General features: G+C 27.2%; 26 protein-coding genes, 2 tRNA genes and 1 pseudogene. 22 read left to right on the top strand and 7 right to left on the bottom strand.

Annotated elements, in window-relative coordinates:
• Position 1: 1 nt before the first annotated feature.
• The 3 genes and pseudogenes from ACPB8Q_RS06030 to ACPB8Q_RS06020 all read left to right on the top strand — a co-directional run bounded on the left by ACPB8Q_RS06030 (position 2) and on the right by ACPB8Q_RS06020 (position 3654).
• Positions 2–296 (top strand): annotated as a pseudogene (locus tag ACPB8Q_RS06030) (hypothetical protein).
• A gap of 79 nt (positions 297–375) precedes the next feature.
• Entirely contained in the window at positions 376–3354 is a 2979-nt protein-coding gene (locus tag ACPB8Q_RS06025; RefSeq protein ID WP_423792282.1) for an HsdR family type I site-specific deoxyribonuclease, read from the top strand.
• 3 nt (positions 3355–3357) lie between these two features.
• On the top strand, positions 3358–3654 hold the full coding sequence (locus ACPB8Q_RS06020; protein ID WP_423792281.1) for a M48 family metalloprotease: 297 nt from the start codon (positions 3358–3360) through the stop codon (positions 3652–3654).
• Between the two features lie 22 nt (positions 3655–3676).
• On the opposite strand, the gene ACPB8Q_RS06015 is transcribed toward ACPB8Q_RS06020, so the two are convergent.
• Together ACPB8Q_RS06015 and ACPB8Q_RS06010 are read right to left on the bottom strand one after the other, a co-directional pair.
• Positions 3677–4534 carry a topoisomerase DNA-binding C4 zinc finger domain-containing protein gene (locus ACPB8Q_RS06015; protein ID WP_423792279.1) on the bottom strand — a complete coding sequence of 286 codons (858 nt, stop codon included), beginning with the start codon at positions 4532–4534 and terminating at the stop codon, positions 3677–3679.
• Between the two features lie 12 nt (positions 4535–4546).
• The gene (locus ACPB8Q_RS06010) at positions 4547–5962 is read right to left on the bottom strand and encodes a thiamine pyrophosphate-binding protein (RefSeq protein WP_423792278.1); all 1416 of its coding nucleotides are present in this window, start codon (positions 5960–5962) and stop codon (positions 4547–4549) included.
• A gap of 22 nt (positions 5963–5984) precedes the next feature.
• On the opposite strand from ACPB8Q_RS06010, the gene ACPB8Q_RS06005 reads away from it, so the two are divergent.
• The 4 genes from ACPB8Q_RS06005 to ACPB8Q_RS05990 all read left to right on the top strand — a co-directional run bounded on the left by ACPB8Q_RS06005 (position 5985) and on the right by ACPB8Q_RS05990 (position 8675).
• Positions 5985–6689, top strand: coding sequence for a phosphatase PAP2 family protein (locus ACPB8Q_RS06005; protein WP_423793418.1), 705 nt, complete (start codon positions 5985–5987; stop codon positions 6687–6689).
• Positions 6686–7609: a methionine synthase gene (locus tag ACPB8Q_RS06000; protein ID WP_423792277.1), complete on the top strand. Its 924-nt coding sequence runs from the start codon at positions 6686–6688 to the stop codon at positions 7607–7609. The genes ACPB8Q_RS06005 and ACPB8Q_RS06000 overlap by 4 nt, the downstream gene beginning before the upstream one ends.
• A 97-nt stretch (positions 7610–7706) precedes the next feature.
• Positions 7707–8141 (top strand): bacteriohemerythrin, encoded by a 435-nt coding sequence (locus ACPB8Q_RS05995; RefSeq protein WP_423792276.1) that lies wholly within the window; start codon positions 7707–7709, stop codon positions 8139–8141.
• Between the two features lie 105 nt (positions 8142–8246).
• Positions 8247–8675, top strand: coding sequence for a ferritin-like domain-containing protein (locus tag ACPB8Q_RS05990; protein ID WP_423792275.1), 429 nt, complete (start codon positions 8247–8249; stop codon positions 8673–8675).
• 147 nt (positions 8676–8822) lie between these two features.
• Here the strand turns inward: ACPB8Q_RS05990 and rpsJ are convergent, their stop codons facing one another.
• A complete protein-coding gene (gene rpsJ, locus ACPB8Q_RS05985) occupies positions 8823–9125 on the bottom strand; it encodes a 30S ribosomal protein S10 (protein WP_423792274.1) in 303 nt (100 codons plus the stop codon).
• Positions 9126–9191: 66 nt separating this feature from the next.
• Positions 9192–10478, bottom strand: coding sequence for a translation elongation factor EF-1 subunit alpha (gene tuf, locus ACPB8Q_RS05980; protein ID WP_423792273.1), 1287 nt, complete (start codon positions 10476–10478; stop codon positions 9192–9194).
• Positions 10479–10690: 212 nt separating this feature from the next.
• Here tuf and ACPB8Q_RS05975 point away from each other — a divergent pair, with 212 nt between their 5' ends.
• On the top strand, positions 10691–10879 hold the full coding sequence (locus ACPB8Q_RS05975; protein WP_423792272.1) for a 4Fe-4S dicluster domain-containing protein: 189 nt from the start codon (positions 10691–10693) through the stop codon (positions 10877–10879).
• Positions 10880–10920: 41 nt separating this feature from the next.
• On the opposite strand, the gene ACPB8Q_RS05970 is transcribed toward ACPB8Q_RS05975, so the two are convergent.
• From ACPB8Q_RS05970 to ACPB8Q_RS05960, 3 genes are read right to left on the bottom strand one after another with little or no spacing between them, the layout of a single operon-like run.
• The gene (locus ACPB8Q_RS05970; RefSeq protein ID WP_423792271.1) at positions 10921–11160 is read right to left on the bottom strand and encodes a HypC/HybG/HupF family hydrogenase formation chaperone; all 240 of its coding nucleotides are present in this window, start codon (positions 11158–11160) and stop codon (positions 10921–10923) included.
• 3 nt (positions 11161–11163) lie between these two features.
• Positions 11164–12225 carry a UDP-N-acetyl glucosamine 2-epimerase gene (wecB, locus tag ACPB8Q_RS05965; protein ID WP_423792269.1) on the bottom strand — a complete coding sequence of 354 codons (1062 nt, stop codon included), beginning with the start codon at positions 12223–12225 and terminating at the stop codon, positions 11164–11166.
• 25 nt (positions 12226–12250) lie between these two features.
• Entirely contained in the window at positions 12251–12862 is a 612-nt protein-coding gene (locus ACPB8Q_RS05960; protein ID WP_423792268.1) for a 16S rRNA methyltransferase, read from the bottom strand.
• A 91-nt stretch (positions 12863–12953) separates the two neighbouring features.
• On the opposite strand from ACPB8Q_RS05960, the gene ACPB8Q_RS05955 reads away from it, so the two are divergent.
• From ACPB8Q_RS05955 to ACPB8Q_RS05890, 14 genes are all read left to right on the top strand, one after another.
• Positions 12954–13685, top strand: a complete 732-nt coding sequence (locus tag ACPB8Q_RS05955) for a tetratricopeptide repeat protein (protein WP_423792267.1) — start codon at positions 12954–12956, stop codon at positions 13683–13685.
• A gap of 90 nt (positions 13686–13775) precedes the next feature.
• On the top strand, positions 13776–14120 hold the full coding sequence (locus tag ACPB8Q_RS05950; protein ID WP_423792266.1) for a prefoldin subunit beta: 345 nt from the start codon (positions 13776–13778) through the stop codon (positions 14118–14120).
• Positions 14121–14198: 78 nt separating this feature from the next.
• Positions 14199–14287: transfer RNA gene (locus ACPB8Q_RS05945), tRNA-Ser, on the top strand.
• Positions 14288–14352: 65 nt separating this feature from the next.
• Positions 14353–14817 (top strand): 30S ribosomal protein S13, encoded by a 465-nt coding sequence (locus ACPB8Q_RS05940; RefSeq protein WP_423792265.1) that lies wholly within the window; start codon positions 14353–14355, stop codon positions 14815–14817.
• Positions 14818–14826: 9 nt separating this feature from the next.
• Positions 14827–15372, top strand: a complete 546-nt coding sequence (locus tag ACPB8Q_RS05935; RefSeq protein WP_423792264.1) for a 30S ribosomal protein S4 — start codon at positions 14827–14829, stop codon at positions 15370–15372.
• A gap of 12 nt (positions 15373–15384) precedes the next feature.
• Positions 15385–15771 (top strand): 30S ribosomal protein S11, encoded by a 387-nt coding sequence (locus ACPB8Q_RS05930; protein WP_423792263.1) that lies wholly within the window; start codon positions 15385–15387, stop codon positions 15769–15771.
• 11 nt (positions 15772–15782) lie between these two features.
• Positions 15783–16352, top strand: coding sequence for a DNA-directed RNA polymerase subunit D (locus ACPB8Q_RS05925; RefSeq protein WP_423792262.1), 570 nt, complete (start codon positions 15783–15785; stop codon positions 16350–16352).
• A gap of 11 nt (positions 16353–16363) precedes the next feature.
• On the top strand, positions 16364–16729 hold the full coding sequence (locus ACPB8Q_RS05920) for a 50S ribosomal protein L18e (RefSeq protein WP_423792261.1): 366 nt from the start codon (positions 16364–16366) through the stop codon (positions 16727–16729).
• Between the two features lie 16 nt (positions 16730–16745).
• On the top strand, positions 16746–17186 hold the full coding sequence (locus ACPB8Q_RS05915; RefSeq protein WP_423792259.1) for a 50S ribosomal protein L13: 441 nt from the start codon (positions 16746–16748) through the stop codon (positions 17184–17186).
• Positions 17187–17200: 14 nt separating this feature from the next.
• The gene (locus ACPB8Q_RS05910; RefSeq protein WP_423792258.1) at positions 17201–17611 is read left to right on the top strand and encodes a 30S ribosomal protein S9; all 411 of its coding nucleotides are present in this window, start codon (positions 17201–17203) and stop codon (positions 17609–17611) included.
• A gap of 89 nt (positions 17612–17700) precedes the next feature.
• On the top strand, positions 17701–17922 hold the full coding sequence (locus ACPB8Q_RS05905) for a DNA-directed RNA polymerase subunit N (protein ID WP_423792257.1): 222 nt from the start codon (positions 17701–17703) through the stop codon (positions 17920–17922).
• Positions 17922–17998: transfer RNA gene (locus ACPB8Q_RS05900), tRNA-Pro, on the top strand. The genes ACPB8Q_RS05905 and ACPB8Q_RS05900 overlap by 1 nt, the downstream gene beginning before the upstream one ends.
• A gap of 35 nt (positions 17999–18033) precedes the next feature.
• Positions 18034–18213, top strand: coding sequence for a DNA-directed RNA polymerase subunit K (locus ACPB8Q_RS05895; RefSeq protein WP_423792256.1), 180 nt, complete (start codon positions 18034–18036; stop codon positions 18211–18213).
• Between the two features lie 2 nt (positions 18214–18215).
• A complete protein-coding gene (locus ACPB8Q_RS05890; protein WP_423792255.1) occupies positions 18216–19145 on the top strand; it encodes a hypothetical protein in 930 nt (309 codons plus the stop codon).
• The last annotated feature ends 7 nt before the right edge of the window (positions 19146–19152 follow it).

Here is a 19152-nt window from a genome sequence, read left to right as displayed (position 1 = left end):
TATGACTGTTACTTATGCTAAGTTATATAAGTTAATACTTAAAAAGGTTATGGATGAAAAAGAAGCAAAGGAGATTTATGATATTATTATTGAGCTTAATAAAGATTATAATTAAAAATGAGTTAAAGGATGAGCTAAGAAGTGAATTGGCTACTAAGGAAGATGTTTTATTGGTTAAAACAGAATTAGAAAAAAAGATTGAGTTAGTTAGAAGAGATATAATAATAATTGCTCTAATTATAATTTTAGCAATGTATGCTCCTGAAATAATTGGTAAATTGCTGTTGTTTAAATAAATAATTATAACCAATCCTAATGCTATTAAGCTAATAAAATTATTATTTGGAATTAAATAAACAGATTTTGGTGTTTAATATGCCAGTTCCAGAGTATAAAGTACATAATAAAATTATTAACAATTTAGAAAGCTTAGGATGGAAAGAACTTAAAAATTATTATGATTATGCATTTACAGATTATATTATAATTCCTATATTAGAAAAACAATTAAAAAATATTAATACAAATATAGATGAAGAATTTATAAACAAAGCTATTGATAAACTGAGAAATGCTAAACCTGAAGAAGTTTTAGATTTTTTAAAAAATGGGATTTTGGTAGAGATTGATAAAGGTAGGAAAGGGATAATTTCAAAGACAGTTAAACTAATAGATTATAATAACATAGACAATAATGTATTTAACTATGCTCATGAACTAAAATTTAAAGGTAAGAGGAATATTAAGCCAGATTTTACACTTTTTATTAATGGTATTCCTATTTTAATTATTGAAGCTAAGAGAGAATTTACAGAGGAAGATAGTTACTTAGAGGCAATTAAACAAATACATAGGTATGAAAGAGAAGCTCCAGATTTATTTAAATATGTACAGATTGGAATAGCTTATGCTGATGAAAAGCTTTATCTACCCACATACCCAAATTATGAAGGATTAGAAAGACATACTAAGCCATATAAATGGAAAAATATAAAAAAAGAAGAGGACATTTTTGATTTATTGAAAAGAGAGAGACTTTTAGATATTATATGTAATTTTATTTTATATAGACATGATTCAAAAAAAGAACTTTCTAAAGTAGTTCCAAGATATATACAATATTTTGCAGTAAATAAGGCATTTAAAAGAGTATCAGACTATTTGAATAATAAAACCAACAAAAATAGAGGTTTAATTTGGCATTGGCAAGGTAGTGGTAAAACATTTGAAATTATCTATTTAGCTGAGCTATTTTACAAAATCTACAAAAATAGAAATCCAATAGTCTTTATAGTTGTTGATAGAATTGAATTAGAAGAGCAGTTTAATGAGATTATTCTCTCCTTAAAAAATGTAACTTTTAGGGAAAGCTACAAGAAAATAGAAAGTATAAAGGAGTTAAAAGAGCTTCTTTTAAAAATTAAAGAATCTGAAAAAAATAAAAATATATCTGTTAAAGGAGTTTATTTGTTGATGATGCATAAATTTAATGAAAATAGCTTAAAAGAAGAACTTGAAAATTTAAAGATTGATAAAAAAGAGATATTAATACTTAGAGATGAAGTGCATAGGACTGAATCTGGAAAATTGGCAACATTGAGAAACTATATTTTCAAAAATGCCATATTAATAGGATTTACTGGAACACCTATTCATAAAGCTGATTATAGCACATTTAAAGAATTTGCCTATCCTCCAGAAGAGTTTTATTTAGATGTATTCTTTATTAGAGACTCTATAAATGAAAAATTTACTTTACCATTAATATGGAGACCTGTAAAATTTGATATATTTTTAAATGTTTCTGAGGAAAAAATAAAAGTAGATATTGAAAATCTATTTTTAAACCCAGATGAAGATATTAAAATAACTATATCAGATGTATTAAAAAGTGAAAATACAATAAAAAAAGCAGTTAAATATATAGCTGAGCATATAAAAGAAGATACAGAGAATTTCAAATTTAAAGCTATGATTATTACCCAAGATAGAAAATCCTGTATTCTATATAAGAAGTATCTTGATAAATATTTTGATGAAGAATTTTCTCAAGTTGTTATTACACATCAGCATAATGATGATGAAGAAATAAAGAATTTTAAGGAAAAAATGGAGGAAAAATATAAATTAAATATAGATAAGCTAAATAAACTCTGGACTGATAACTTTAAAAATAAAGAGTATCCAAAAGTATTAATAGTTAATAGAAAGCTACTAACTGGTTTTGATGCTCCAATTCTAAAAGTTCTGTATATACATCAGTTTTTAAAAGATTCTCTTTTACTACAAGCATCTGCAAGAGCAAATAGGCCAGATATAAACAAAAATTATGGACTAATTGTAGATTTAACAGGAATATTAATAGAGAACTATAAAAAAGCTGTTGAAAAATATGAACTATACATTAAAAAAGAGATTTCTGAGGACATTATAGAGAACTTATTTATTGACTCTAAATTAGTATGGAAAGCATTTTTAGAGAAATTTAATGATTTTAAAGAATTATTTAAGAAAATTACAAATATGGACTTTGAGAGCTTTATTAACAATATTGAAGAAGAAAAACTATCTTATGAAGATGTTAAATATATAATTACTAAAATTGTTCTAAATAAAGAATTTTTAATAATATATAATCAACTTAGAGACCTTATAAAGCTGTTTGAAGTTATTGGTGCTTATCCAGATAAAATAAAATATTACAAAATTTATGATTATTTAAGATTTTTATATTCAGCTATAAATAAACAAATAAAACCTAAAAGATATACTATCCCAAAAGATATTAAAGAGAAATTTTTAAAATATTTAGAGTTTAGTGATTTTGAAACATTGAAATTAGTTAATCCTGATGATATAAAATCACTCCCTATCTATAAAAAAGAAGTAATATTTGCTGACTTTCTATTTACACTTATGGATATGATAAAAGATAAAAAAGACCCTATTTATAGAAGAATCTATAAAAAGCTAAAAGAGATTAAGGATAGATATATTAAAAAGTTAGAAAATATTGAAAATCTATTAAATGAAACAATATTCCAATACAAAATAGTTAAAGAGTATGAAGATAAAGTTAAAAACCTTCCTATACATGAGATAGTTATTTTTAATATTTATCTTTACCTCAAAGATATGGGATATGATAATATATCATTAAGTAAAACAAAAGAGGAATTAAAATCTTTGGAAAACAAAGATTTCTTACTACCAGGAGATATAGAAAAAATAAAAAAAGCTTTATTAATTGACTTATTGAAAGCTAAAAAAGGACTAAATATATCTCATAGGGAAATTAAAGAACTCTCTAATAAGTTGTATGATGAAGTTGTCAAAGTTATTTTAATGGGATAAATTATGCTTTCTGAATTAGTTGAAGAGCTTTGTTTAACCTTAGATATAAAATATAATGTTAAAATAAAAACTAAACATTATAAAAGGAAAATAGCTACTGTATCTCTCAAAGATAAAATAATTTATATAAACAAAAGTTTAGTTAATAAGTTATCAAAAGAAGAATTAAAATTTATTATTGCTCATGAACTACTCCATCTAAAATATGGTAAGTATCATATCTTTGATAATGAACTAAAAAAGTTATTTCCAAATATGGACAAAATCTTAGAAAATATATGTTCTAAGATAGCAAAATAAAATTTATAATATTTTAAGTTATTTATGATTTCTTTGGAAATCTTCTATATAAACATTTTGGATAGTTTGAGCATCCTAAAAACTCTCCTTTTTTAGTTTTTACAACTCTTAACTTAGCTCCACACCAAGGACACTCATCTTCTTTAACTTTAATATTTAAAATTTTTGGTATCTTAGTGCATAATCTTTCTCTGTTGTATATAATTTTGTTATTTTTTGTGTCAATATAGAGTATATAATGTTGGAAGAGCTGACAGTTCTCTAAATCTACTATAACTTTATCATTATCTACAATTAAACCCTCTGTTATCTCTAAGTTAGTTTTTAGAGGTAATAAATAGTAACCTTCACCAGAGTATTGGAAAGTTTTAGCATAGTATTTAATTCTTCCAATTAGCCAATTGTAATCTCTATTTGCCATAAATTTAATAGCTTCTTCAATATTGTCAAACATGTGGCTCTCTTTTATATACTCTATACTTTCTCTAACAAATTCATCCTCTTCATAAGCTTTTGTAAGTGTATCTATTGCTTTATTTATAAAGTCATCTTTATCAATTTTTATAGCCAACAATAAACCATTAAATGCATTAGCAACAACATACTTCTCTTTGTCTAATAAATCTTTTCTATCAAATACATAATAAACTCTGAAAAATAATAGTTTTTCTCCTTTTACACTTTTAATTTTTTTGAATCCTGTTTTTTCTTTATAGCTATCTGTTAATCCATAATAGAATACTGGCTTCTTAGCATTTTCTAATCCAATTATTGATATAAATCCCTCAGGAACTTTCCAATTTTGATTATAGTTCTCATTGTTTAATTTAGTTACATTAAAGTGTATATCTTTTGATAATAAGTTAAATAACTCATCCATCTATCCTCACCTTTATAAATTTGGTTTAGGTAGTTCTTCATCTTCAACCTCAACAACAGCAAAAATTTGTTTTTTATATTTAAGTTCTTTAATGTCTTCAATATCCTCTATATATACTGTTTCTAATCCAAAACCTTCTGCAATTTTTATAAAATTAGGATTTTTTATTTTTGTGAAATTAGCTAATTTATTGTTTTTCATCACAACTACTTTTATATCAAGATTGTAGTCAGAAATAACCTTTAACTCCTCAATATTCATTAAAATGCCTCCATCACCAGAAATAACCAACACTTCCTTATCAATATTTTTATCAATTAAAGCAAATTTTACACCTATTCCAACAGGTAACCCAAAACCCATACAACCAAAAGAATGAGAAGATATTAATGTTTTTGGCTCTTTGCAAATCTTTAATAAAGAGGTGAATACTGTATGTTTTCCAGCATCAGTAACTATTATATCTCCATACTTTATAATTTCATTAATTTTTTGAGAATAATCTCCCTTTGGAGAAAAAAATTTCTTTTCATATTCTAATGAACTCTCTAATGAAATATTTTCAAATAGGTATTTTATTTCTTCTAAGTTATTTGGTGTAAAGTTAATATTAATTGTCTTTTTTAAAAGTTTTTCTCTAATACTTGGAGGATATGTATTGTAGGATAATGATGACCCTATATTTAAAATTTTATCTGAGTTTAATAATGAAGAAATATCTCCTCTCCTACCAACTAAACCAATATTTTTGGATTCATCAATTACTCCTCTTGCTGGATAGGTAGTAGAGATTGGTAATGAAAGTTTATTTAAAATTTTTGGTATTTTTAATATTTCCTCATAGCTAAGGTTTCCAAATATTCCCTGACCAATTAGGATTAGAGGTTTTTCAGCTTTTATACTATTAATTTTATTAATAATATTATCTATATTTTGAGAATAATCAATATCCATCTCATCCAAAAATATACAATCTTCTTCAAATACATCTGCTGGAATATTTAATAAAGATGGTTTTTTATTTCTTAGAGAGTAGTTATATGCATCTAAAAACTTGTTGAAATCAGGAGTATCAAAAAAATACTGCTTTGCATTTGTCTTTATCTCAATCTCTTGGAAATAGTTTTTATTTATATACTTTCTTTCAGTTCTTCCAGATATTGCTAATATAGAGGTGTTATCTTTATATGCATTTGCCAATGGAGTTGCTAAATTACTTATTCCTGGGCCATTTGTTACTAAGCAAAAACCTATATTGTTAATCCTACTATAACCTTCAGCCATAAAACCTGCTCCTCTTTCATCTCCAACTAATATTTTATTTTCTAAGCTTTCATAAAGTTTATATATCTGTTCTCCTGGATAACAAAAAACTTTATATTCTTTTAAAAAATTAGATATTGCTTCATAAAATTTAATAATAACCACCTTTAATCTGGTGAATTTTATGATAAATAAAGAAATTAAAATAAGATTGTTAGTTTATCCTATTGCTTATCTACTATGGGGAGGATTTATGTGGTATTCTCAAATAATTAAACCCTATGACTTTACACATTTAATATTAGAGTTTCCTCTATGTAACTACAAATTTTATCATATCCTTCAAACACTTCCATCTTTTATAATAATGTTCTTTAAATTTATATATCTATATTGTTTCACTTTTGTTATTATTTTTGGGATAGGCTATTACTTATTTATAAAGAAAGATTTTTTAAAGAGTGATACTATATTGGTTGATTTAGCTATTGGATGGTTATTAGCTGGAATTATATACAGTATAGCTGTTGTAAAGTCACCTTTCCAAGTTGATGTTGCTAAAAATTTAATAAATATGAATTTGTTTTGGATTTTCACTAAACCAACTTATGAAATACCATCTTTGCATACAGCATACTCTTTTTTAATAGCCCTCCATTACAAAGATGAAGATAGTAATATAAAATACCTATTCTACATCTTAGCTATATTAATCCCAATATCTACACTAATTGTAGGAATGCATTGGATTGTTGATGTAATAACTGGCTATATTTATGGATATATAATATACAAGATTCCTAAAAATATACATTATAAAATATACCAAACCTTAGAATTTTTAGCTGGGTATATTAAGATATGTAATAATTGTATGAGGAGAGAAAAATGATTACTACTGTTGTTGGTAGTTATCCAGTAATTTTCAAAGAAAAATTATCTTTTTTTGAGAAGATTTTAGAGACATTTGGATTGTATGATAAATATAAATATGCTATTGAAATAGCTGTTAAAGACCAAATATCTGCTGGAATAAATATTATTTCAGATGGGCAAGTTAGAGGAGATATGATAGAGATATTTACAAAAAATATGTTTGGGTTTGAAGATAAAAGAGTTGTAAGTAAAGTTGAATTTATGAAGCCTATTACTTTAAAAGACATTCTTTATGCAAAAAAAATAGCTAAAAAATTAAATCCAAATGTAGAAATTAAAGGTATCATAACTGGACCTTCAACAATTGCAAGCTCTGTAAGAGTTGAGAATTTCTATACTGATAATAAAGATGAAAACTTAATTTATGATATTGCTGCTGCTTTAAATAAAGAGCTCTTAGCAATTGAGAGACATGTCAGTTATATTCAGATAGATGAACCTATTTTATCAACAGGAATTATGGATTTAGATGTTGCTAAAAAAGCTATTGATATAACTATAAAAGGTGTAAAAAAACCTATTGCTATGCATGTATGTGGAGATGTTACAAAAGTAGCTGATGACCTTTTTAAATTCAATGTGGATATTTTAGACCATGAATTTTCTTCAATAAGAAAAAATTTAGAAATTCTAAATAATATCCCAAAAAAGGTGGGATTTGGTTGTATAAATACAAAATCTAAAAAAGTTGAAAGTGTTGAAGATATAAAAAATCTTATTATGGAAGGATTAGAAATTTTAAAGAACAATGAATATCTAAACAAAAATTTAAAGGATAATATACTTATAGACCCTGACTGTGGTATGAGATTGTTAAGTAGAGATATAGCTTTTAATAAACTTAAAAATATGGTTTTAGCAGCTAAAGAATTTTAATTTTTCTTTATTTTAATTTATAACAAAATTTAAATATAAATTTTTATATAATTTCAAAATTATTAAATTTTATATTTTTATTTTTTGGTGATAAATTATGGAAATAATAAAATGGAGTGAGGACTTTGAATGTGGCATTAGAGCTTTTGATGAAGAGCATAAATTTTTAGTTGAAACACTTAATAGAATTTTTGAACTATTAAAAGAAGGTAAAAAAGAAGAAGCTAAAGAACTTTTAAAGATTAGAGTTGTAGAATACACTAAAAAACACTTTAAACATGAAGAAGAAATAATGAAAAAATATAATTATCCTGAATATGAAAGACATAAGAAGATACATGATACCTTTGTTAAAGTAATTGTCCAGAATGAACTAAAAAAAATAGATGAAAATGAAGTCAATTTAAGATATGTTGTTTCTTTTTTAATTGGTTGGCTAATTATGCACATACAAAAAGCTGATAAAAAATATGCAGAATGGTTTAAAGAAAAAAATATTACAATTAATGACTCTCCTATGTCTTTTGACTAATTTCAAACTATTTTAGCAGTTTTTAGTCCAAAATTAGGACAGTAAATTATAAATACTAATTCTAAATAAATAATTAAACAGAAAAAAAGATTATTAGGTGAGAAAATGGAAAAATTAGACTTAATAAATGAGCACAAAATAGGAGTTACAAAAGGAACTGAATTAGAGAAAGTTGTTCAAGCAAACTTTGAAGGAGAATGCAAAGAAGTTGGAATGTACTTAGCTATGGCAAGACAAGCTGAAAGAGAAGGATTACCAGAAGTTGCAGCTGCTTTAAGAAAAATAGCTATGGAAGAAGCTGAACATGCAGCTCACTTTGCTGAAATGAATGGAGTTATTTCAGATAACTTAAAAGAAAACTTAGAAATGATGTTAAAAGGAGAATGTATGGCAAACAAAGAGAAAAAAGAAGCTGCTAAAAAAGCAAAAGAGTTAGATATAGACCCAGCTCATGACTACTTTGATGAATCAAGTAGAGATGAAGCAAGACATGCAAGAATATTAAAAGGATTATTAGACAGATACTTTAAATAAATAAAATTTTTTTCTTTTTTTAAATTTTTTTGAACTAGAAAATCTATTAAAAATTAATTATACAAAAATAAAAAAGAATTTTTTGGTAGTAATCCTCATTATTCAGATTACTACCTTTTTTTGCTTATGATTATTTAGATTTTAAAATTAGATTTGTATCTCTATTTGTACTCCATCTGGAATTCTAATTCTTGTTATGTGTCTTAAAGCTCTATCATCTGCATCTATATATATTAATCTTTTATGAATTGTTAATGTGTATCTATCAAATGTTGATGAACCTTCTCCATCTGGACTTCTTCTAACAGTAACTTTTAATTTTTTTGTTGGTAATGGGATAGGTCCAGAGATATCAACTCCTGTCTTCTCTGCTATTTCCTTTATTTGCCTACAAACTTCATCTAATATAACATGGTCTGTACTTGTCAATTTTATTTTTGCTTTTCTCATCCTATCACCATAATTTATTTTAATATATTAATCTTGAAAATTAAAAAATAAAAAAATTAAAAGAATTTATTTGTTTTTAGGTTTGACATCTATTGCCATTCCAGCAGCAATTGTCATACCCATATCTCTAACAGCGAATCTTCCTAATTGTGGTATTTCTCTAACGTTTTCAATAACCATTGGTTTTGTTGGTTTTATTCTAACTATTGCAGCATCTCCAGTTTTTAAGAATTGTGGATTTTCTTCAATAACTTGCCCTGTTCTTGGGTCTAATTTCTTTAATAATTCAATAAATGTACAAGCAACTTGTGCTGTGTGTGCGTGGAAGACCGGTGTGTAACCAACTGTTATAGCAGTTGGGTGTTGTAAGACAACTAATTGTGCTGTAAATTCATCTGCAACTGTTGGTGGATTGTCTGGGTGACCACAAACGTCTCCTCTTTTTATATCTTTCTTACTAACTCCTCTAACGTTAAATCCTATGTTGTCTCCAGGTTCTGCTTGTGGGATTTGTTCGTGGTGCATTTCAATAGATTTAACTTCTCCACTTACACCAGCTGGTTCAAAGACAACTTTGTCTCCAGGTCTTAAAATACCTGTTTCTACTCTACCAACTGGGACAGTACCAACTCCAGTAATGGAATATACATCTTGAATTGGTATTCTTAATGGTAAATTAACTGGTTTTTCTGGTGGTTGGAATTTGTCAATTGCTTCTACTAATGTTGGTCCTTTGTACCATGGCATATTTTCGGATCTTTTAACAACGTTGTCTCCTTTTAATGATGCAGTTGGAATAAAGTCAATTTGGTCTGGGTTGTATCCTAAAACTTTTAATAACTGTTCAGATAACATTTTTTTCATTTTTTCGTATTCTTCTTGGCTGTAATTGACAGTATCCATTTTGTTAATACAGACAGCTATTTGTTTGATACCTAATGTTCTTGCTAAGAACATGTGTTCTCTTGTTTGTGGTTGAATTCCTGTTTTAGCATCATTTACATCAACAACTAATATAGCAGCATCTGCTTGTGATGCCCCTGTAATCATGTTTTTAATGAAATCTCTGTGTCCTGGACAATCTACGATAGTAACCTCATATTTTTTGGTTTCGAATTTTTTGTGAGCTACATCTATTGTAACTCCTCTTTCTCTTTCTTCTTTTAAGTTGTCCATAACATAAGCAAATTCGAATCCTGCTTTACCTCTTTCTTGTGCTTCTCTTTTTAATTTTTCTAATAACTGTGGGTCAATAGCTCCACTGTCGTATAATAATCTTCCTACTGTTGTAGATTTCCCAGCATCGACGTGTCCTATAAATGCTACGTTTAATACTGGTTTTTGCTTTGCCATATTTACTCACCTAATATATTTTTTATGAATTTGATTACACATTTTGTGTGTTAGATGTTAGATTTAATAATTTATAAGGAGGTATATAAATTTTGTGGTGATTGTAAAACTAAGTTCATTAACGAAATGCTTAATTTTTATAAGTTAGAAAAATATATAAAATGACTTTGGTAATATAGTTAATATTAAATTTTTAATATGAGGTGATAATAATGGCTGTAAAGATAAACTATGACTTATGTAGAGGTCCAGATTGTGCAGAATGTGTAAATAACTGTCCTATGGAAGTTTTTGAAATTCAAGGAGATAAAGTAGTTGTAGCAAGAGAAGAAGAATGTACTTTTTGTGGAGTTTGTGAAGATGTTTGTCCAACAAAAGCTGTAAAAGTTGAACCAGAATAAATTAAAATAGTTTGGTTAAAAAAGACTTGATTTTTTTATTTTTATTCTTCTTCTAAAGCTTTATATAGTTCATTCCAAGCTTCTAAACTTAATTTTGCATCTTCTTCACTCATTTTTTCTATTGCATAACCTGCATGTATAAGGATATAGTCTCCAACTTTCACATCATCCAACAGTGTTAATTTTGCTTTTTGTTTTACTCCTCTATACTCAGCTATTGCATATCTCTCATTGTTCTCCTCTATTATTTCAATTACTTTACATGGGACAGCTAAGCACATAAATTAACACCTTAATAATATTTTAATTATTTTTTTAGCAGATTTTCCATCACCAAAAGGATTTTTCCAATTTTTTTCTTTTTTAAGCATTATATTAATTGAATTAATTAGTTTTTCTTTACTATCTCCAACTAACATATTAGCCCCAACTTCAACAGTTTCAGGTCTTTCGGTATTGTCTCTCAAAGTTATACATGGAACTTTTAAAATACAAGCTTCTTCTTGCACTCCTCCACTATCAGTTAAAATTAATTTTGCATACTTCTCTAACAATAAAAATTTTAAATAACCTATTGGGTCAATAATGTTAATATTCTTATTTAGTTTATCTAATAAATTAAATTCTTTTAATCTTTTTAAAGTTCTGGGATGTACTGGAAAAATTATTTCTTTGTTGTATATTTCTATAACTTCATTAATTCCATTTATAATATTTTGCAATCTTTTTTTGTTATCTACATTTTCAGCTCTATGTAAAGTTAATAGGAAATAATCTTTATCCTCAATTTTATATTTTTCTTCAGCAATAGTTAAATTTTGTAAAGTTGCATCAACAATAGTATTACCTACAACAAATATCTTATTTTCATTAATTCCTTCATTTATTAAGTTATTTTTAGCTATTTCTGTTGGAGCAAATAGATAGTCACTTATATGGTCAGTTAAAACCCTATTTATTTCTTCAGGCATATTTCTATCAAAACTTCTTAATCCTGCTTCAACATGAGCCACTTTTATTTTTAATTTTGAAGCTGCTAATGCCCCTGCAAGTGTTGTATTTGTATCTCCCTGAACTATAACTATGTTTGGTTTTTCTTTTAATAGAACTTTTTCTATATTCATTATCATCTTTCCTGTCTGTTCTCCATGTGTTCCTGAGCCTACATTTAAATTATAATCTGGTTTTGGTAAATTCAACTCTTCAAAAAAAATTTTGTCCATATTTTTTGAATAATGTTGGTTTGTGTGAATAATCCTAAAATCAATTTCTTTGTCCATCAATTCTCTAATTATAGGGGAAAGTTTAATTATTTCTGGTCTTGTCCCTAATACTATTGTAATCATTTATATTCACTCTCATTTATAAAATTTATAAGTAATATAGAGAGTAGCACACTATTCCAGAAACTGTCCAAGCTGTTAATCCTCTTTTATATATAGAGAGTTTATTTACTTTTCCTTTAATATTATGTTCGTCTATAAGTATTTCACCATAAGGAAATCCTCCAATTAAAAAAGTATCATAGTTTTTTAATTCTTTTGGATGGACTAATTTCCCTTTTTTTGTTAATAATGCAATATTTTTAGTTTGTATCTTATTAAGTAGTTCTTCTAAACTTGATTCATAAATTCTAATAAATCTATTTTCATCTCCTTTTAAAACTTTTTCTATAACTCCCAAAAATCTAAAATAGTTTCTTGGCAACCTAACTTCAGGAGATATTTCCAACACTAAATTGTTATATGTATGAACAAATATCTTCAATTTTCTTTCATAGTTAATAGGGCTATCTAAGATAGTTAGTAGTGAAAAATGAACTATATCAGGCCTACCTCTTCTCTCCTTATCTTTCAAATTTCTCATGTATTTGTAGTGGTAGTTTGAATCTAAAATATCATATTTATATATTCTTGATTTTTTAACTTTTAGTTCTTTTGGAATCAATTCTAATGCTGAATTAGCCAAAATTATGTTATACATTGCAATTACCTTTGAACAGTTAGAAATTTATTTATATGGTCAAAAGACATATAGGTTAGAAAAGCAAAAATAAAACTCCTTGTGTGGAACTATGTCGGATAAGAAATTAGTTATTTACAATATGTTATTTAAAGCTTTGGAATATTTAAGAAATGGTGAAGTAGAAAAAGCAAAAGAAATGTTATTAGAGATTTATGAAAAAGACTCCTGTGATTTATTAGTATCAGCTATATTATACTATCTATTAAAAAAATTTGGTGAGTATGATAAAGCTATTAATATGTTAAATAATATTATTAAAGAACAAAAAAAGTGTCCCTTTGTATATTATGAACTTGGTGAGCTTTATTATGACCTTGGAAAATTTGATGAAGCTTTAAATTTTATTAATAAAAGTTTAGATATTTATGAAAAAAATTTAGATGCTCTTATTCTTTCTGGAAAAATTTATTTTAAATTAGGGAGATATTTAGATGCTCTAAACCAATTTAAAAAAGCTTATAATTTAAATCCAAAGCATCATACTGTTCTTAATTATCTCATAGAGATTAATTTTATTTTAGGCAAAATATCTGAAGCTAAAAAATACATTAAAGAAGCTAAAGAAATTAATCCTAAAGACCCAAAATTATATTTACTTAGTGGGGTAATATACAACAAATTAGGAGAATATGAAAAAGCTATAAAATGTTTTGATTATGTTATTGAACATCATCCATTTATTCCAGAAGCATGGTATGGAAAAGCAGTAGCATTAGAAAAGTTGGGTAAAATTGAAGATGCATTAGAGTGTTACAATAGATTTTCTGAATTAATTACTTAATCCATCATTTAACAATTCAAATTTTATAATGAAAATTTATATATATAAGATGTTTTTATATTATCTACAAAAAAACTATATGGTGATTTTATGAGTGTTCCTCCACAAATTCAAGCTCAACTATTACAACTCCAACAATTACAACAACAATTACAAATGATTTTAATGCAAAAGCAAGGTGTAGAAACTGAGTTAAAAGAAAGTCAAAAAGCATTAGAAGAATTAGAGAAAAGTGACTATGAATATGTTTATATACTGATTGGTGGATTGTTTATAAAAAGAAAAAAAGATGAAATTATTAAAGAATTAAAAGACAAAATAGAAACATTAGAATTAAGACTAAAAACCTTATCTAAACAAGAAGAAAAATTAAAAGAAAAATTAAAAGAGTTCCAAGAAAAATTACAAAGTATTATGCAACCATCTGCTCAATAAATTTTCAAATATTTTAATAAATTAAACCGAAAGTAATTTATATAGATTAGTTATTTTATTATTTTTTGTTTTTAGAGTGCGGAGGTAGCCAAGCCCGGCTACGGCGTGGGACTGGAGATCCCATGGGGCTTTGCCCCGCGGGGGTTCAAATCCCCCCCTCCGCGCCACTTATTTTTTTATTATATTATTTAATTCAAACACGTTAAAATAAGGTAAATCTGGAGGGATTAACTTGGCTGAAACTCAAAATAACAATGAGTTTAAATATTTACTTAGAATCTCAAGAACAGATGTTGATGGTAACAAGAAGATAATAATGGCTCTCCAAGACATTTATGGTGTTGGAGAAGCAATGGCAAGAGCTATTGTAAGAGTTACAAACATAGACCCTAACAAATTAGCTGGTTATTTAACAGAAGAAGAAGTAAAAAAAATAGAAGAAGTTTTACAAAATCCAGCTAATTTTGGAATTCCTTCATGGATGTTTAATAGAAGAAAAGATTATGTAACTGGAGAAGATAAACACGTTATTGAATCTGACTTAATGATAGTTAAACAAGAAGATATTAACAGATTGAAGAGAATTAAATGTTATAGAGGTATAAGACACGAATTAGGATTACCATGTAGAGGACAAAGAACAAAAAGTACATTCAGAAGAGGTCCAACTGTTGGAGTATCAAGAAGAAAGAAATAAGGTGATTAAATGGGAGACCCAAGAAGAAGATATAAAAAGAAGTATGAAACACCTAATCATCCATGGATTAAAGAAAGAATTGAAAGAGAAAAAGAATTATGTAGAAAGTATGGTTTAAGAAGAAAAAGAGAAGTTTGGAAAGCTGAAACAATATTAAGAAAATATAGAAGACAAGCAAGAAGATTAATTGGAGATAGGTCAGAACAAGCATTAATTGAAGAGAAACAGTTATTTGATGTTTTAAGAAAGTATGGGATATTAATTAAAGATAATCCAACATTAGATGATGTCTTATCTCTAACTGTTGAAGATATCTTAGATAGAAGATTACAAACATTTGTATTTAGAAAAGGATTAGCAAGAACTCCAAGACAAGCAAGACAATTGATAATACATGGGCATATAGCAGTTAATGGAAGAGTTGTAACTGTCCCAAGTTATATGGTTAAAGTTGAGGAAGAAGATAAAATAACTTATGCAAAAAACTCACCATTTAACAACAATGACCATCCTGAAAGAGCTAAAATTATAGGATTGGAAGAAACACAAGAATAAAAAGGTGTAACAATGGCTGAAAAAAAAGAAAAATGGGGAATTGTTCATATATATTCATCCTACAACAACACAATTATTCATGCAACAGATATAACAGGAGCTGAAACAATAGCCAGAATATCTGGTGGAATGGTTACAAGAAATCAGAGAGATGAAGGTTCTCCTTATGCAGCTATGCAGGCAGCTTTTAAATTAGCTGAAATATTAAAAGAGAGAGGAGTAACAAACATACATATAAAAGTTAGAGCTCCAGGAGGAAGTGGTCAAAAAAATCCTGGTCCTGGAGCTCAGGCAGCTATTAGAGCATTAGCAAGAGCAGGTTTAAGAATTGGAAGAATTGAGGATGTTACACCAATTCCTCATGATGGTACTACTCCAAAGAAGGCCTACAAAAAATAAGGTGAAGCTATTTGCTTACAATTAAAGAAAAAAAACAAACAAGAATTGGGGAGCAATTTATTTTTAGGATGAAAGCTCCCCTATCTTTTTCTAATGCTATTAGAAGAATTATGATTTCTGAAGTTCCTACCTATGCTATTGAAAATGTTTATATTTATGAAAATTCTTCATCTATGGATGATGAAATTTTAGCTCATAGATTAGGACTTATCCCTATAAAGGGAAAACCTACTTCTGATGAAGAAGTTATTATTTTTAAATTAAAAGGAGAAGGGCCTTGCACATTATACTCAAAAGATTTAGTATCTGAGAATGGAGAAGTAGCTTTTAAAAACATTCCAATAATTAAATTAGGTAAAGGGCAAAAAGTTGATATTGAGTGTGAAGCAATTCCAGGAATTGGTAAGGTTCATGCAAAATGGCAACCATGTAATGCTGTATATAAACAACTATCTGATGATGAAGTAGAGTTTTTAGTTGAAACATTTGGGCAAATGAGTGGTGAAGAAATATTAGAAGAGGCTGTAAAAATTTTAAAAAATAAAGCTTTGGATTTATTAAACCAAATTGAAACACTATAAAGGTGGATGAAATGAAAATAAGAACAAAAGCTACAAATTCAAAATTAGTAGAAACAATTAAAACACTCAAAATTGAAAGTCATAAAAATGATGCAAAAATTTGGAGAGCAGTAGCTGAGAAATTAGATAAACCAAGAAGAAAAAGAATAGAAGTAAATATTAGTAGAATTAATAGATATACTGAAGATGGAGATGTTGTTGTAGTTCCTGGAAAAGTTTTAGGAGCTGGAAAATTAGAGAAAAAAGTAGTAGTAGCTGCTTATGCCTTCACAGAAAAAGCAAGAAGATTAATTAAAGAAGCTGGTGGGGAAGCTATATCAATAGAAGAGTTAATAAAAAGAAATCCAAAAGGTTCAAATGTTAAGATAATAGGTTAAATAAGGTGAAACACTTATGACAGTTATAAATGCTGAAAAGGCAATATTAGGAAGATTAGCTTCAGAAGTTGCTAAAAGAGTTTTAAGAGGAGAAGAAATAACTATTATTAATGCTGAGAAAGTTATTATAACAGGAAATAGAGAGTGGATTTTAGAAAAATATAGAGAAGAAAGAGAGAAGAAAAACGTAGCTAATCCAAGAAGATTTGGTCCCAAATTCCCAAGAAGACCAGATGATATATTAAGAAGAACAATTAGAAAAATGTTACCTTACAAAAAAGCTAAAGGAAGAGAAGCTTTTAAAAGAGTTAAGGTATATGTTGGAAATCCTTTGAATTTGCAAGCAGATGAAGGTTTAGGAACAGAAAAAGAAAACACACCTTACATAAAAGAACTAACAACCAACAAATATATTACATTAGGAGAAGTTAGCAAACACTTGGGAGCTAAATTCTAAAAGGTGATTATATTATGAGTAAGGTAGTTCTAACAGTTGGGAAAAGAAAAAGAGCAATTGCAAGAGCTGTGGCAAGAGAAGGAAAAGGTAGAATAAGAATAAACAAAGTCCCTATTGAGTTAATAGAACCTAAATATAAAAGAATGAAGTTAATGGAGCCAATTTTATTAGCTGGAGAGGAAATTATTAGTCAAATTGATATAGATGTTACAGTTAAAGGCGGAGGAGTAATGGGACAAATGGATGCTGCAAGAACAGCAATAGGTAAAGCAATTGTTGAATTTACAGGAAGTAAAGAGTTAAGAGATAAATTCTTAGCTTATGATAGAACATTGTTAGTTAGTGATGCAAGAAGAACAGAACCACACAAACCAAGTAGATCTACAAAAGGTCCAAGAGCAAAAAGACAAAAATCTTACAGATAAATTATTTTATTTTACTGAATTATTATTTCTTTTTTAACTATATATAATTATTTGGAGTTAAGTAATAATTAAAAAAAGGTGAGCTAAATATGATGTTCCCAATTAGATGCTTTTCTTGTGGAAATGTTATCTCTGAGGTTTTTGAAGAATATAAAAGAAGATTATTAAATGGAGAAAATCCAAAAGATATTTTAGATGATTTAGGAATTAAAAAGTATTGTTGTAGAAGAATGTTTATATCTTATAGAATTAGTAAAGATGGTAAAGAGATTATTGATGAATTAATAGCTCATGATGAAACATTCTTATAGGGGCCGTGGGGTAGCCTGGTTATCCTGTGCGCTTGGGGGGCGTGCGACCCGGGTTCAAGTCCCGGCGGCCCCACCATTTAAAATATTTAATAATTTATGTGAGGGAAATTTATGGAAAAATTAACAAAATTTGAGGTAGCAAGAATATTAGGAGCAAGAAGCCTACAAATATCAGAAGGAGCTTATGCCTTAGTAGATGTTAAAGATAGTGCTTTAAAAATAGCTTTTAAAGAATTGGAAGAAAAAAAAGCACCATTAAAACCTATTAGAAGAAGAAAAATAGAGGGATAATTTTGAGTATTGTTATTGAGAGAATCTCTGCAAAAGAGATTTTTAAAAATCTTGAAAAAAAAATAATGATTACAACTATAACAAACATATCTATTGGATATGATGTTATATCTGCTAACTCTGATGTCATCTCTGAGATTGAAAATATAGTATCTCCTGAGGTTATTGGTTACTCACCATTAGATATTGAGTTTATTGATTCTGTTGTATCAAGCTTAAATCTTTCTCCAAGTGTTTGTATGGGAGTCTCTATTAGTATAGGAAGAGCTGCTGCAAATGCTTTGGATATACCTTTTTACAAATTCTTAGGAGGAGCCATAACCATTGACTTACCAACTGTTGCATCAGCTATTTTAAAAGACAAAAATAATATTGAAATATTTCCAATTATAAACGCTGAATCAGTTGAGGAAATTATAGAGTTTTATCAAAAGATTATAAATAAATTAAAAGATTATGGAGATTTATGCTTAGATGGAGCATATAGATGTAATGATGTTTTTGAAGAACTACCAAAAATTAGAGAGTATATTGATGAACTAAAAGAGGATGAAGATTTAGATGTTCTTTTAGGAATAAGTGGTAAGAAAGATATTTTAAAAGATAAGGACTTATCATTAGTAGATTATTTAGAAGTTGATGAAACATTAGATTTTGATGGGTTTATTTGTACAAATGAAGTGTATGAGGATGTAGATTTTGTTAAAGTAAATCCTTATGATATTGGCAGCTTAACAGATTTATGCTATTACTCAAACTACATATCAGATAAAGGACTATCTCCAATATTTGAGGGTAATAATTCAACTATTGCACACTTAGCAATAAGTTGCAACTCTCCATTTATTAGATGTAATTTAAGTTCTAATGTTTTAAATGAAATATGGAATATTGAAAGAAATTTAATAAATCCAAATATTAGAAGATTCTAATTAATTT

It is taken from the genome of Methanocaldococcus indicus (assembly GCF_049554935.1).
Lineage (GTDB): Archaea > AGJL01 > Methanococci > Methanococcales > Methanocaldococcaceae > Methanocaldococcus > Methanocaldococcus indicus.
This window is presented reverse-complemented; position numbering and strand designations above follow the sequence as displayed.